Origin of the sequence: Sphingomonas olei (assembly GCF_045369765.1) — a bacterium.
GTDB classification, from domain to species: domain Bacteria; phylum Pseudomonadota; class Alphaproteobacteria; order Sphingomonadales; family Sphingomonadaceae; genus Sphingomonas; species Sphingomonas panaciterrae.
In genome coordinates this window covers 153,572-167,347 of the sequence record NZ_JBIQEU010000008.1, presented here as the reverse complement: position 1 = coordinate 167,347, position 13,776 = coordinate 153,572, and the positions used below count along the sequence as shown (strand labels likewise).

The following is a 13,776-nucleotide window of genomic DNA, read 5'->3' as shown; positions in this document are numbered from 1 at the left end:
AACATCAACCCCCTGACGAGGTCCGCACTCCGCTAATCTACGCCGCGAGTTGTGCCGAATGTTCTGACGACGGACAGCGTCATGCACTACACGTATGAAAAATGAATCTATCCATCCGGGCGAGTATGTCCGAACCAACGTCATTCCTGTTGGCACCAACGTCACCACAGCGGCCAAGCTGATCGATGTCAGCCGTCCAACGCTCTCAAACTTTCTCAACGGGAAAGCGGATCTCTCAACCGAGATGGCAGCTCGATTAGAACGAGCTTTCGGCGTATCTGCCCGCACTTTACTTGACGTTCAAAGCGCGTGGGACGCTGCCAAAACCACAGCCCGCTCGGCGGCGATTACCAAGTCTTATGTGCCGCCCTTTTTGCAGATTAAGGGTGCCGACATCACCCGGTGGGCGACGACGGGCGTCACCCCTCGCCAACGGCTGGCTGTGTTCATCAGAACGTTGGTGAACTCGACTGGGGTCGGCCTGATTAAGGTCGAGTTCCCCGGCAATGACGATAGCGAGCGCTCTGGTTGGGATGGAGAGGTTACGGCAACGCATGCGACACCCTGGGTGCCATCGGGCCATTCCGGTTGGGAGTTTGGCGTTACCGAAGACATCAAAGGCAAGGCCGATCCCGAGCGGCGGTTCGAGTTCGATCTCGGCATCGACGCGGATGACGATCCGGTGGACGGCATAGCGGTGGGGCTGCAGGCGATCCGTGATCTCGACTTCGTGCTGGACGCGCCAGCCGCCAGCGCGATCATCCGCGACGTGGGGGATTCGAACATTGTCCTGCGCTTCTTCGGCTGGGTGAACCAGTCGCGCACCGATTATCTGAAAGGGCGCAGTTTGGCGCTAGATGCAGCCAAGCGTAGTTTGGAAGCTCACGGCTTTGCCCTGCCCGAACCGATTTACCGCCTGCGTTTTGATCAGGGTGCCGCCGTTCCGACCCAAAGCGCGTCGAACGCCCCAGTCGCCAAACCACCGAAACCGGCTGTGTCGCAACAGAGGATCGCGCACGATGCTGCGCCCGACGCGCATATCGCCAAGCTGGTCGACGAGGAACGCGCCGAAACCCAGGGCGGAGACCTCCTTGACGACAAGCGCCCGGTCGAGTGACAAAACCGAAACGTGCCTCAAGTAGGCAGCGTAACGGTCAATACCGGCGCGGGATAACGACCCGCATCGATTCATAGCCCTTCACGAAGTTCGAGCGGACGCGCTTGGGCTCCGCGACCACATTGATCTCCGGGAAACGCTTCATGATCTCTTCCCACACGATCTGCAGCTGCAGTTCGGCAAGGCGATTGCCAACGCAGCGGTGGACGCCGAAGCCGAACGAGATGTGCTGGCGCGGACGGGGACGATCGATGATATAGTCGTTCGGGCGCTCGATCACTTCATCGTCGCGATTGCCCGAGACGTACCACATGACAACCGTGTCATCTTTCTTGATCTGCTGGCCGCGGAATTCGACATCGCGGGTGGCGCGACGCTTCATGTGCGACAGTGGCGTCTGCCAGCGGATCGTTTCCGACACCATCGACGGCAGCAGTGACGGATCGGCCATCAGCTTGGCGAACTGATCGGGGTTCTTGGACAAGGCATAGACCGAGCCGGTCATCGTGTTGCGTGTGGTATCGTTGCCGCCCACCGTCAGCAGCATGACGTTCCCAAAATATTCCATCGGCGACATACCGCGTGTCGCGGGATCATGCGCGAGCATCGAGATGAGGTCGCCGGTCGGCTCTGCATTGACGCGCTCGTTCCACAGCTGCGTAAAATAGGCATGATAGTCGCGAAAGATGCCCATCTTCTGCTCGCGCGTCTCGACCACGCCATGCCCCGGCTCCGCAGTGACCACATCGGACCAATAGGTCAGCTTGCGGCGATCCTCCTGCGGCATGCCGAACAGCGTCGCAAGCGTCATCGCGGTGAGCTCCATCGACACCTTGTCGACCCAGTCGAACTCTTCGCCGATCGGCAACCCATCGAGGATCGCGGCGGCACGCTCGCGGATCAACGGACCCAGGATCTGAAGGTTGGTGGGCGACACGGCGGGGCTGACCGCCTTGCGCTGCACGTCGTGCTTGGGCGGGTCCATCGCGATGAACATCGCCAGCCCTTCGAGTTGCGGCGTTTCGCCGGGCGCTAGCGGCGGGACCATCATGATCCCCGGCTCCGACGAGAAGGTCTGGTGATCGATGTCGACCGCCATGATGTCGTTATATTTCGTCACCGACCAGAACGGCCCATAAGCGCTTTCGGCGGTGTAATGGACCGGCGCCTCGGCACGCAGCCGCTCGAAATTCCACCACATCTCGTCGGCAGCGAACAGCTCGGGGCGCGACGGATCCAGCTTGTCGAGCGGGGTCGCATAGGCGGCGTCGCGGGCGGGATTGGTGGCGGCGAAGGCGGCAGTGGCGGCGGTGCTCATGCGACGGATCCTTCCGGGATGATGGGGCTCAGTGCTGGCTTTCGGGCATGGTGACGATCAGCCCGTCGAGCGCGGGCGTAACCTCGATCTGGCACGACAGCCTGCTGTTGCTTTCCACGTTTTCAGCGAAGTTCAGCATCTCGGCTTCCTGCTCGGTGCGCTCACCGGTCGCCGTCAGCCAGTCTGGATCGACATAAACGTGGCACGTTGCACAGGCGGCCGCGCCGCCGCAATCGGCATCAATACCGGGCACGCCGTTCTTTACCGCGCCCTCCATCACGCTCCAGCCGTCGGTGACCTGCTGTTCATGACGCGTGCCGTCGTGCTCGACGTAGATGATCGTTGCCATCGGTTCCTCTCGGTGCCGTTCGTCCACGAAGTGGAAGGTCTGTTGATACAGGCGTAATCCTTACTGACAGCCGTGACAATAGGAGAGTGTCGGGTCGTGAGGTCGCATCCGCGCATCGTGAAGATGGCGGCTTACCTGACTCGGCCCATCGAACAGCGCGTCCCAGCGTTGCAAGGTGAGTAACAGTTGCCGGCGCATCGAGCGGGGTTTCCTTACGGTTGCCAGCTTGGCCGGTACGCTGGGTCCAAACGCCGACCCAGGAAGTGCGCGGCGCTGATGAAGGCCAGATGGGTGAGCGCCTGGGGAAAGTTTCCCAACGACAAGCCGCGCACGTCTACCTCCTCGGCGAACAGGCCGAGATGGTTGGCATAAGCCGCACCCTTGGCAAGCTGCATCCGCGCCTCATCCAAGCGGCCGGCGCGCGCCAGGCACTCCGCAAACCAGAATGTGCATGTCGTAAAGGCGACTTCATCGCCTTCGAGCGCGTCGTCGATACGGCAGCGGTAGACCAGCCCGTCATCGGACAATTGCTCGCCGATCGCATCGAGCGTCTGAAGCCACACGGGATCGGTCGATGATACGAAGCGGACGAGGGGCATCATCAGCAACGCCGCGTCCAGCTCGCGCCCGCCCCGCTCCTGCACTGTCCGCCGTCAGCACCAATGGCACAGATTTGAGGTTGTGATTTAAGGAGGATCTAGGCTTTGTCGTAGTGACGAAGGAACGAAGATGAAGCCCAGATCCTCCAATGTAAAATCGCCCGCCATCGGGAAGGCGTCGCAGCGGAAATCACTAATTCGGCATAACGACTGGTGTTTGGCGATCAGAACGTGCCACTGGTCGCGGGGCACAGGGGGCTACAGATGCGCGCACTTATAATGGGATTGGTCTGCCTTTCGCTGGGAAGTGCAGCTATCGCGCGAGACCCGGCATTTGATCCGCGTGCCTGGAAGTCCAAGGTGGCCGGGGAGAAGACGCAGGTTTTGGTGCTGGGTTCGGTTCACCTCAAGAATCTGGGTGCGTTCAAGCCTGATGACCTGCTCCCCGGAAATCATGCCATTGGTAGCTTAGCTCGTCAGATGGAGACGAGCGATGCGGCGAGGCCGTTCTACCCTGCCAAGGCTATTGGCTATGGCAGTCACCACCGCGGTTACGAATCATGCCGTATGAAGAGCTTTGCCAAGGCCTTCATCCAATCCTCGCTCATAGGCTGATCTGACTCAGGAGCACGCAGCATGTTCTCCGCCCGACCGATCAGACATTGCAACAAAGCATGACGGAACGTCGCAAGATCGAGATCCGCTAGCGCGATCGCGGCTCCCGGATGTGCTAGCAAGGCATCAATTGCGCGTAGACCGACAGCATAGGTAGAGGTCCAGGCATCATGCCGCGCGTCCGGTAGTTCCGCCAGCACCGCTGCGATCGCCTGACGCTCCGCGCTGATCAAGAAGGCCAGGATACGCCTCCCGACGCTGCAGAATGCATCGCGAAAGTCTTCCGCATCCACGTCCTCATGAAGTCCGCTTTCTTCCAGTTCCAGCTTGCGCCGCAGGAGGCGCATCAAGAGATCACTGCGGCCATGAAAGCGAGTGTAGATCGTCTTCTTGCTGACAGCAGCCGCACGTGCGATCCGTTCGACCGAGAGTTCGCGGGCACCCTTTGCGAGCAGCAAGTCCCAAGTGGCGGCCAGGATCCGGTCTTCCAGACTGGCCGCCTGTTCGGCACTCGGCCGGCCTATCCGACCGCGTTGGCTTTTCGGCATTCTCTTTTCACCGACCATCGCGGCTCTTCCTTACATCGCTCCGAGCTTTGATCGGTCCCGGTCAGCGTCGGCGACGACCGCTCGAGCCGTTCCGACGCTGCCCAGAGGCTGAGCATGATCGGCCGTGGCGCAGCTTGCTCGCGGGCTGCGCCGCACCATCCGACCCAAGCTGCTCGCCAGGGTTAACCGCCCCTCATAGGCCCGGCGTGTTACAGGCAGAACGGCTGCGCAAGGTCCGGAGTTAGGCGGACGAGTTGACCCGAACTCGCATCGAGACAGCATAGCGTCGAGCGCACCTCGGCGACCGTCTCGCCGTCCCTGCTGATACTCGTCGAGAACCATGCTCGCGACGCTGTGTGCTTGGTAAGCTGCACCGTCGCGACGAGACTATCGCGGAGAAAGGCCGGTTTTCGATAGAAGATCTCGTGACTAGCGACGATCCAGCGAAGCCGGTCGACATCTTCCTTCCTCGCCACCGCGCGCCAGTACGCGGTTATCGCCTGCTGCACCCACTGCAGGTACACAGCATTGTTGACGTGGCCCAGTTCGTCGATCGCGTCCGCCGAAACGGTGATGGCATGCCGATGCGAACGGTATTGCGAGCGCCCCCCGGGCCCGCCGGACGGTTCAGCGCCAGCCTGCTTCACCGATCCACCGGAGCGCCGTCAGCGACGGCATGAAGAGATATTCGCCGCCCATCAGACGGTTGAAGGTGGTCACGCCGTTGACGCGCCTTCGCGCCTGCTCCTGCGGAATGGTGAAGGTCCCGGGCTCCTCGTGCAGCGCGACGATCGGGTCCCTCTCGGTGCCAAGATCGATGAAGTTACCCCGGTTGATCCATTCCTGCTGGAGGAACTCGATCGTATCGTACGCCCGCGCGCTGATGAAGATGAAGAAGATGCCGCGATCGCCATTCGCATCGTCGGCCGCCGTCACGTCCGGAGTCCACTTGGGGCCGAAGGTGGAAGAGCGCCGGATAATGCGGTGGATGTTGACGTCGGTCAGGATCGTCAACTGGCTGTCGCGCGGGTTCAGACGGCGCATGTGCGCTGAATGCGGACAGACCAGTCCCTTGGGATCTTCCGCGAAATTGAAATCGTTGTTGCGTGATCGATCCGCCCCCAGCGCCTCGTCGTCACGATCCGGTGCCAGGATCAGCGGCGCGCCGCTGCGCCAGCGGCCGAACATCTTGGCCGCCAGCTTTTCCTGGTCGGCTTCGCTATCGGCGTTGGCACGGATGAAATCGTTGAAGGCGCCAACCGCGCTCTGATATTTGCGCAGGACCACGAACGATCCGTTGTGGCCGAGCGGGGCCGGTTCGGGCATTGCGACTGGCGCGCCGGTCTCGCTGTTTTCGCCCAGGATGAACTCGCCCGCCGCGATCGCGCGCTCGTCGCCCCGCGGGTCCACCCCGCCGCCCGCCACTGTCGGCTGCGAGATGGAGTCGCGAAATCCGAAAGGATTCTTGGCATCGGCATCCGCCCCGAAGCTGTGCGTGCCGACGAGCGTGACACCATGCGAGGCTTCCAACTCGGTCATGGCAACTTCGATCGCCTTTTCAAGCGCGGCTTCGTCGCGGGCATAAATCGTCAGCGCGATATGGCAGGTGCCGGGCCGAAAGGCATCTTCCCACCGGTCGGGTGCGTTCTCGCCGAAGTCGCGCAATTGCTCGGCTCGGGCGGCCATGCCCTGTTGAAACGGCAGGGGAAAGCTCTTCAGCGATGCCTCTGGCACGCCCAGCGCCTTCAGGCCGGCATGGCTGATCGCGACGCCGGTCCAAGCGTCCATGTCGTCCGTCCAATCGTGGGCCGAGGGGATGTGCGGCGCGAGCCGGCGGACGAGATCGCGACCGCCTTCCGCCTCATCGACGTGCAGCATCGCGTGCAGGCCGACATAGGGCTCGGGCCGGGATCGCAGGATCAGGGCCTGGATGTCGTCGAGCTGCAGCTTGACCCGCTCCCGGCTGAAGCGCGCCTTCAGGTTCGCCAGAACGCTCATGTCAGTAATCCACCCCTTCCGGCTTGGAGATGGCGTCTGTAAGTTGGTCGAGCGCCGCCTTGGTCGTCGGGTCGATGCCCATGTTGGCGGCCTCTGCATCGAGGAACACGTTGAGCGCCTTCTCCATTCGCTGGAAGCGGCGTACGTCGACCACCGTCACCTGCGGATTGGCAACGAACCAGCCGGCAGCGTCGATCTGGTGGTCGGCGATGAAATCCTTCACCTTGGGGCTGTCGATCCCCGGCCAGCCTTCGACGTTGGCGAACAGAAGGTCCATGAGCTCGGGGATCTTGGTCGCAAAGTCATTGATGTAGGCGTCCCAGTCGCCGTCGTAAGCGGTCGCGAACAGGATGCGCGTATCATCGTCGAAAAAGACGAAGCGCATGTCGTGCAGGGTGGAGACGCGCTGGGCGCCGTCCATGTTGCCGGCGGTGAGATCGAAGATCCGTCGCAGGCGCTCCGCGCCGCCCGGCTTGAGCGTCGCGATGGCGGTGAGTTCGGACACGTTGCCGGATTGCTTGCCGGCGCGGCCGGCCGACCGGGCGCTGCCCTTCAGGTCCGGATTATGTTTGCGGATCATCGCCTCGAGCGCGATCTTGGCGAGGTGGGGTGCATCGGCGGCGACTTCCTCCACCCGGCGACGGATTTCCTGAAGCTTGCTCTCATCCGCGAGGCGCGGGTCCTTGTTGTCTGTGGTCATCACGACCTCCTGCTTGTTCAATCGGGAATGTCATCGAGCCGGTCAGGCTCGATCCGGGGGCGCGCGTTCATCCGATGGCGGTAGCTGGTGGAGCGTTCGTAAGCCGCCCGGCGGATGCGCATGATCTGGCCGAGTGGGCGGTGCGCCTCTACGCCGTTCCATGGATTGAAAGACAGGACGTCGTCGCCATACACCTGGCGTGCCGGGGCGTAAGCGTCCTGCGCTGCGAACCGCAGCGTCGCGATTGGGCGATGCGGCGACACCTTCTCGTCCCAGCGTACCGCCGCATCCTCGACCGGCATCTCCGCCAGATCGGTGCAGAGCTGCGCCGACAGGGCATATTCCGCGCCCTGGCCGGCGAAATGCTCCACCATAACATCCCGCATCGTGGAGAAATCCGTCTTGCCCACCGGCTGTCCCGTCAAGGCCCGGACGTTATCGGAAGCTGGGGACAGCGCCAGCTTGGCGACATGGTCACCGAAGCGGATAGCACCTTGCGTATGGTAGCTCTCGCCGAGCGGATGATGGTTGTCGCGCGCCAAACCTTCGAGTGTCGCCCCCGGCGTCATCCTGAACGCCTCCACTGTCTTCTTGGCACCCCGCGCAGTGCCCGCGATCAGCCGCTGGAAGGTGTCGGGCGCATGCGCATTCGCCTCGAGAAGGCTCAGCATCAGCTTGTATTTGGCGATGGTGCCAAAGGCGAGGACGGGAAAGTTCACCATCAGGAAATCCTGGTTGGCGCCCCCGATATCGGGCGACAACCGCTCTCCTTCGACGCCGATCACCTTGATCGCGAAGCCTCGCGGCGCAGGGATCGCGTCCGAATGAATGTCGCTGGGTGCCGAGGACAGCCGTGCGACCACACCATACGTGGCTGGGCGCACGAAGATACCCTGCCGCAGTTCCGGCGCCAGATCGTCGTGAACCGTCAATGTGCCCTTCAGGACGGCATGTGACTTGGCATGCGCGTCGCGGATCGCGTGACGGTGATGCTCGAAAGCGCAGCGGTTGCCGGCCGCCATCTGCTCGACGATCTCGGCCGTCAGGCGCTCTTCATCCTCGGCGATCGTCTCGATGTCGGACGAATAGAGAAGCGGTGCTTTCAAAGCCTGACCTCGTCTGTTGCCCATGTCCCGACGCCGGTCGCGGCGCCGCTTGGCCCAGCCATTTCCCGGCAATTACCCACCAACAACACTAGGGGAACCGAATGGTTCCCTTTCTTGCTGACTCGACCAGGTCTCTACGTGAGGCAACTATCGATGTAGGTGGCAGCGATCAGCGACACGAAGTCTCGTGGCCATGCGAAGCGAGGTCGCAGCCACTACGAGCGGCTAGAAGGAGTGCGCGATACACTACAGCCGCGGAAACGGTGGAGCTTGCGCTCCTTGGCGAGGATTGCCCTCCATTCAGGCCTCGGTGGCGGACGTCCCGACCATCGCGCCGAAGCCGACGAGGCGCGAATACGCCAGCATGGCATAGCCGATGGCAAGGCTTGCAAGGGTCAGGGCCGGGATCGTGACCTCGCCCAGGCTCGCATGCATCTGGTTCAACGGGACGAACGTGTGGACGCCGGCGGTGGCCGGGATCAAGTGAGAGAGAGCGGCGATGAAACGCGGCATCTGATCGAGCGGATAGGCGGTCCCGGTGAGGAAGAAGAACGGCACCGAGGTCGGTGCCAGGATGTAGGTTGCCCGCTCGGCGCAATCGAACACGCTGCCGATGAGCAGCCCTAGGGCAGCAACCGCCGTGGCGAAGACAGGGACCATCACCATCATGCCGGTAATGTCGCCATCGACGGGCACAGCCTGGAGCCAGAAGATGAACCCGAAGAGGAAATAACACCCCAGGATGCCCACCGACGCGAACGCCGCCAGCGTACCCCAGAACTCCGCGACACCCATCCGCCATGCGCCGGAGCGGCGTCGTCCGCCCATGAAGGTAGCGGCGCCGAAGAGCAGCGTCTGCTGAACGATGATCACCGCTACGGCCGGAAAGACATAGCCCTTGTAACCACCCGTCCGATTGAACAACGGTTCGGTGGTGACCGCGACGGGCAGCCCGCCGCGACTGAGTTGGGTTCCGGGGATCAGCCGTGACGTGGCGATGTTCTGGATGACAGCCGTCACAGCTTCGCCGATGGTGCTGGCGCGCAGGAGGTAGGTTGCATTGACCCACACGGCGACGCCGGCGCCGGGCGTTCCGGTGCGAAGCTGACGCTCCAGATTATCGGAAATGAGGATGATCCCGTCAGCCTTGCCGATTCGCATGATCTGCCTGGCCGTGGCCACGTTCGGGACGACCTCGGCAACCCGGCTGGCGCGCGTCGCGTCCAGGTCGACGATCATCGCTCTACTGAGGGCGCTGCCATCCTGGTCAACCACGACGACGGGCAGCTTCTGGGCAGCTTCGTGCGCGTAGGGCGCAGGATAGTAGAATGCGTAGAGGACGACGGCGAGCAGCGTCGTGCTGAGCAGCGTGCGCGATGTCAGGATGGTGCGCCACGTCGTGAGGAAGGCGGAATCGAAGCTCATGCTCGGCGCGACCTCGCCATGATCAGAGCTACGGATCCGCCCCAGGCGATGACGACGTAGGCTGCCAATGTCATGGCCGGAGCGACCATTGCCGCAACTGACTGGCCACTGACCTCACCCATCTGGAGAGCGATGTAGTGGGTCAGCGGCAGCACGTTGCTCCAGATGTGGGCAAAGGCGTTGGCGCCGTTCAGCGGTAACGTCGCGCCTGAATAGGCAAGCGCCGAACCGGCATAGACGGCGCTCGCCGACAGAGCGGTCGCGGTTTCGCGTGTCACCGCGACGAGCAGGGCCGCAATTGCTGCGGTCGCCGCGTAGAACAGCGTCTGCCCTAATGCGATCAGCGGCAGGCTCCCCTCGATGCGCCATCCGCGCGCCAGAGTGAGATAAAGAAGCCAGACGATGCCCCACAGGCTGATGGCGGCGACATAGGGCAGCATCTTGCCCGCCAGAGCCGGCGCAACCCTGCCGCTGGCCGATGCCCAGTCGGACAGTGACCCTTCCCGCAACTCGCGGCCGATTGCCATCGCACAGACGCAGGCGGCCACGAGGTGAAGAACCGCCGGAAAGATCAGCAGGCCCAGGAACCATTCGAAGCTGGCCGGCGTGTTGCCGAGCGGCGTCGCCTCAACGGCGAGCCGACGGACACGGCTGGCCGGCACGGCATGGTTCATGAGCTGGTTCGCGGCAATCTCAGGGATGGCTTCGCGGATTGCTTCGGCGGCTGCACGGGACACCTGTAGGACCACTCGTGATCAGTTGATGAGGGAGACGAGATGGCGACGGTAATTCCGGAAGAGATCCTCGCGTCCATGCGCGCTGCCGCGAAGCTGGAGTGGCCAGGCGATCGGGACATGCAGGAGTGGATGCTGGAGAACGAGCTCTCCGCCTATCGCGCGATCCACGACCTTGACTTCGGCGCCGCGAACTCCGTCCGTGAAGCGATCATGCGCGAGGCGGACGAGTTCAGCGAGACGTGGGAGGACCGCAGCACGATCGTCCTAGCGGAGGTCGAGGCGTTCAACGCGCTGCAGGCGCTCCAGCCCGAGGACGTGCCGGCCGAACTCGTCGCGGACCTGAAGAGGCGCGCCGCGGCTGAGGAAGACCGTTACGAGCATCAGCTCGAAGAGGTGAACGGCGGCATCGAGCACTATCGATACGTTCAGCGGACCCGAGCGGCCGTGGCCCCCCGGCGCGACCTCATGGTGCGGATGGAGCGGATCCTCGGCTCGGAGTGCTACAACGACAACATCCAGAACTACAGCTCATGGGGCGCTTGGGAGGGCGAGGGAAGATCGTTCCGCTACCCCGTGACGTTCGTGCGCGACGGAAGGACCGAGAAGCGCAGGCAGAGGACCGACGACCTGGCGGCCGAGGAGCTGATCACGGGGCACTACAAGTTCGGCGCCAACGACCTGAGCGTCTATCGAGCCCTCATGAAGATCATCGACATGCTAGAGACGGACTATCGACTGGATCTCGCCGCCGGCGCGCCACGAGGTTCGGACCGTTGACCGGCGCGCTGTCGGAGGTCAGTGCGCAGCGGTCAGGCGTTCCGCACCTGCTTGCGAGATACGCCGCCAGCATACGAGGCGCTTCCGGACCTTCGTTGGACGACCCGCGCACGCTCGACGACCTGCTGATGGAGCGCGTGGTGGTGGGCGGGAAGTCGGTGGAGATGTTCTACGCGCCCTTCGACCATGTGAACCCGCATGCGCGGCTGGTGATCGTCGGAATGACGCCCGGTCGCTTCCAGGCTGCGGCGGCGCTGAAGGTCGCGCGCCTGGAGCTGGATGCCGGCCGGTCCATCGCCGGGGCCGCCGAGGCAGCTAAGGTGTCGGCCAGCTTCTCGGGCGAACCGATGCGGGGCAACCTGGTGCGGATGCTGGATCTCATCGGGATCCCGCGACTGCTCGACATTCCCACCGCGGCGCTGCTCTGGGCAGGACGGAGCGAACTGGTCCACTTCACCTCGGCCCTGCGCTATCCCGTCTTCGTCGACGGCGGGAATTGGTCCGGTCAGCCGGACATGGTCCGGACCCCGAGACTGCGGGCGTTGCTGGAGATGTACACCGGCGTCGAACTCGACGCTCTCCGCGGGGCCGTGGTCGTGCCGCTCGGACCGAAGGTCTCGGCGGCGATGCGTCATCTGGCCGGAATCGGCATGCTCGACCTGGGCTATGTCCTCGATGGACTGCCACATCCAAGTGGTGCGAACGCCGAGCGCATCGCCTGCTTCCTCGGCACCAAGCCAGCGCACCTCTGCTCGGCGAAGACCAACGCCGCGGCCATCTCGAAGACCCGCGATGACCTCACGCGCCAGGTCGACCGCCTCTCTAACGATGACGGACAGTACCGTCTGGACCGCTGAGGACGGGTGGATCGATCGGACCAGCGTCGGCTCGGAACACTAGCCGTTGCTTTCGGTCCGTGCTTCCCAGGTCGCGATCAGGAACGTGGCCATCGTGCCGGCCAGGTTGACCGCGAGTTCGGCGTGCCGGCCGTGCGGCTTCGCTCGCAACGGGCCAGAGCTGTGCGCGTCGCTGAGCTTGTTGCGCAAGGTGCCCAGGGACTCGACGACGGACTGGCAGCTGCCGAGGATCCGCCTAAACACATCCTCGGTGTAGGCGTCCGGCGCGAGCTTCAGATCGGCCGCGATCAGTCGGTAGAGCGCAGGCAGGTCGGCCTTGTCGTCGTAGGCGGTGCCCTGCCTCGTCAGGAGCCACTTGATGACGTCCTCCAGCAGCGTGCGCGCGAGCGTGATCGCGCCCTCGGCGTCCGTGCTCCGCCGCTCGAGCGCGTCAGTCCAGCGACGATGGACGACCTCACGATCGAAGCGGTCAAGCGTCCTTGAGATAGCCGCATCCGCCGGGCTGCTCTCCGAGACGAGCCTGTCCAGCTCCTCGTTCTCGATGTCGCGCGAGAGTTCGCGCGCGATGCGTCGGACCTCCTGATCTGGCAGCGCCTGCAGGCGCTTGCTCATGTAGAGCCGCTTGCTGCTCATCGCCTCGGCGTCGGTGCCGGGTGCCAGTCCCAGCCGTTCGCCGAGCATCGGGAGGTCGTAGGCCTTGTAGTTGTCCGCAACCACCTGGGTCAGGAGCAGCCGCAGGCGGGCCGTCCCGCGGGAGTTCGAGATCGTGCTCATGGGCTATCTGGTCCTCATATCCGAATCCGGCCGGTCAGGAGAACCGTGTAGGCGACCCGCTTACGTGATGGCGAAGGGCAGCGTCACACCGGAGAGGTGCGCACGGCACCGCTCCAGCACGCCAGCGCGCACGCCTCGGCTCGGATGCGAGACGGTCATCGTCCTGAACCGGCCGAGTCCCTCGATCGCAATCTCGACGGCGCTGAACAGGCGTGCCTGATGCCTGCCCCAGTTGCCCCTCAGCACATCTACGTCCCCGACCACGCCTGCCTGATGCACGTCGATGAACAAGTCGAAGGCGCGTGCGCCACCGAAGACGAGGTGGCTGGGGCCGACATGTCGGATGTAGCGCGCGAGGAAGGGCGCAGCTCGAGCGGCTGACGCCCTCAGGTCGATGTCGCCGCCCTTGCGGCTTCTCTCCCAAGCGACGTTCGTGCCTTGCACTGATCGCAACCTGTCTAGCGGTGCTTCGAAGATCCGCTGCAGGAAGGCTCCGGTGGCCTGCGACGTCCGCCCGTGGCCATGCCAGAACTCGTGCCTGCCGGTGGCGAGCTGATCATCGGACAGCACCTTGTGATCGTCCGGGGTCCCGCCGGGATTCAGGTTGATCCAAACAACCGGCGAACGCTGCGGGATCGAGTAGATGGCGGAGTAGTGCGCGCGCCCGGCTAGCCCGGTGGCCGCCTCGAATTCCTGCTCCAGTTCGTGCTTGAACTGCAAGCCACTCAGAACCTGCTGCTCGGGCATGCCGTTGGTTCACTCCTCAAGGTGCACATTTCGATCCCGCTGTCGCTGGATGACGCCGTCGAGCGCGGTGCGCTGCCCCTTCAGCATTTGAACTACCGTGCGCTACGAC

The 13,776-nt window shown here is 63.6% G+C and carries 16 protein-coding genes; 4 read left to right on the top strand and 12 right to left on the bottom strand.

The window, feature by feature from the left end:
- The first annotated feature begins 94 nt into the window (after positions 1-94).
- Positions 95-1,117: a HigA family addiction module antitoxin gene (locus tag ACH0BU_RS11205; RefSeq protein WP_206430473.1), complete on the top strand. Its 1,023-nt coding sequence runs from the start codon at positions 95-97 to the stop codon at positions 1,115-1,117.
- A gap of 37 nt (positions 1,118-1,154) precedes the next feature.
- On the opposite strand, the gene ACH0BU_RS11200 is transcribed toward ACH0BU_RS11205, so the two are convergent.
- The 3 genes from ACH0BU_RS11200 to ACH0BU_RS11190 all read right to left on the bottom strand — a co-directional run bounded on the left by ACH0BU_RS11200 (position 1,155) and on the right by ACH0BU_RS11190 (position 3,428).
- Complete coding sequence (locus tag ACH0BU_RS11200) at positions 1,155-2,435, bottom strand: cytochrome P450 (protein ID WP_125944065.1); 1,281 nt, start codon at positions 2,433-2,435, stop codon at positions 1,155-1,157.
- 28 nt (positions 2,436-2,463) lie between these two features.
- Positions 2,464-2,784, bottom strand: coding sequence for a 2Fe-2S iron-sulfur cluster-binding protein (locus tag ACH0BU_RS11195; RefSeq protein ID WP_046411193.1), 321 nt, complete (start codon positions 2,782-2,784; stop codon positions 2,464-2,466).
- Between the two features lie 212 nt (positions 2,785-2,996).
- Positions 2,997-3,428 carry a glycoside hydrolase family 15 protein gene (locus ACH0BU_RS11190; protein ID WP_500264030.1) on the bottom strand — a complete coding sequence of 144 codons (432 nt, stop codon included), beginning with the start codon at positions 3,426-3,428 and terminating at the stop codon, positions 2,997-2,999.
- A gap of 219 nt (positions 3,429-3,647) precedes the next feature.
- On the opposite strand from ACH0BU_RS11190, the gene ACH0BU_RS11185 reads away from it, so the two are divergent.
- Positions 3,648-3,998: a hypothetical protein gene (locus ACH0BU_RS11185; protein WP_500264029.1), complete on the top strand. Its 351-nt coding sequence runs from the start codon at positions 3,648-3,650 to the stop codon at positions 3,996-3,998.
- Here ACH0BU_RS11185 and ACH0BU_RS11180 read toward each other — a convergent pair.
- The 7 genes from ACH0BU_RS11180 to ACH0BU_RS11150 form a co-directional block, all read right to left on the bottom strand.
- The gene (locus ACH0BU_RS11180) at positions 3,935-4,564 is read right to left on the bottom strand and encodes a TetR/AcrR family transcriptional regulator (RefSeq protein ID WP_125944064.1); all 630 of its coding nucleotides are present in this window, start codon (positions 4,562-4,564) and stop codon (positions 3,935-3,937) included. The genes ACH0BU_RS11185 and ACH0BU_RS11180 overlap by 64 nt on opposite strands.
- Positions 4,565-4,755: 191 nt before the next feature.
- Positions 4,756-5,193 (bottom strand): acyl-CoA thioesterase, encoded by a 438-nt coding sequence (locus tag ACH0BU_RS11175; protein WP_296222299.1) that lies wholly within the window; start codon positions 5,191-5,193, stop codon positions 4,756-4,758.
- On the bottom strand, positions 5,174-6,544 hold the full coding sequence (locus ACH0BU_RS11170; protein ID WP_125944063.1) for a Dyp-type peroxidase: 1,371 nt from the start codon (positions 6,542-6,544) through the stop codon (positions 5,174-5,176). Before ACH0BU_RS11170 ends, ACH0BU_RS11175 begins: the two co-directional genes overlap by 20 nt.
- Position 6,545: 1 nt before the next feature.
- Positions 6,546-7,244, bottom strand: a complete 699-nt coding sequence (locus tag ACH0BU_RS11165; RefSeq protein WP_125944062.1) for a hypothetical protein — start codon at positions 7,242-7,244, stop codon at positions 6,546-6,548.
- Between the two features lie 17 nt (positions 7,245-7,261).
- The gene (locus tag ACH0BU_RS11160) at positions 7,262-8,350 is read right to left on the bottom strand and encodes a catalase family protein (RefSeq protein ID WP_239436748.1); all 1,089 of its coding nucleotides are present in this window, start codon (positions 8,348-8,350) and stop codon (positions 7,262-7,264) included.
- A 300-nt stretch (positions 8,351-8,650) separates the two neighbouring features.
- On the bottom strand, positions 8,651-9,775 hold the full coding sequence (locus ACH0BU_RS11155) for an ABC transporter permease (RefSeq protein WP_314472481.1): 1,125 nt from the start codon (positions 9,773-9,775) through the stop codon (positions 8,651-8,653).
- Entirely contained in the window at positions 9,772-10,512 is a 741-nt protein-coding gene (locus tag ACH0BU_RS11150; RefSeq protein ID WP_296219602.1) for an ABC transporter permease, read from the bottom strand. Before ACH0BU_RS11150 ends, ACH0BU_RS11155 begins: the two co-directional genes overlap by 4 nt.
- A 39-nt stretch (positions 10,513-10,551) precedes the next feature.
- On the opposite strand from ACH0BU_RS11150, the gene ACH0BU_RS11145 reads away from it, so the two are divergent.
- Complete coding sequence (locus ACH0BU_RS11145) at positions 10,552-11,289, top strand: hypothetical protein (RefSeq protein WP_296219599.1); 738 nt, start codon at positions 10,552-10,554, stop codon at positions 11,287-11,289.
- A 95-nt stretch (positions 11,290-11,384) separates the two neighbouring features.
- Complete coding sequence (locus ACH0BU_RS11140) at positions 11,385-12,146, top strand: hypothetical protein (protein WP_296219597.1); 762 nt, start codon at positions 11,385-11,387, stop codon at positions 12,144-12,146.
- A 39-nt stretch (positions 12,147-12,185) separates the two neighbouring features.
- Here ACH0BU_RS11140 and ACH0BU_RS11135 read toward each other — a convergent pair whose 3' ends face one another.
- Together ACH0BU_RS11135 and ACH0BU_RS11130 are read right to left on the bottom strand one after the other, a co-directional pair.
- Positions 12,186-12,920, bottom strand: coding sequence for an abortive infection family protein (locus ACH0BU_RS11135; protein ID WP_296219595.1), 735 nt, complete (start codon positions 12,918-12,920; stop codon positions 12,186-12,188).
- A 60-nt stretch (positions 12,921-12,980) separates the two neighbouring features.
- Positions 12,981-13,667 (bottom strand): hypothetical protein, encoded by a 687-nt coding sequence (locus ACH0BU_RS11130; protein WP_314471163.1) that lies wholly within the window; start codon positions 13,665-13,667, stop codon positions 12,981-12,983.
- Positions 13,668-13,776 lie beyond the last annotated feature (109 nt).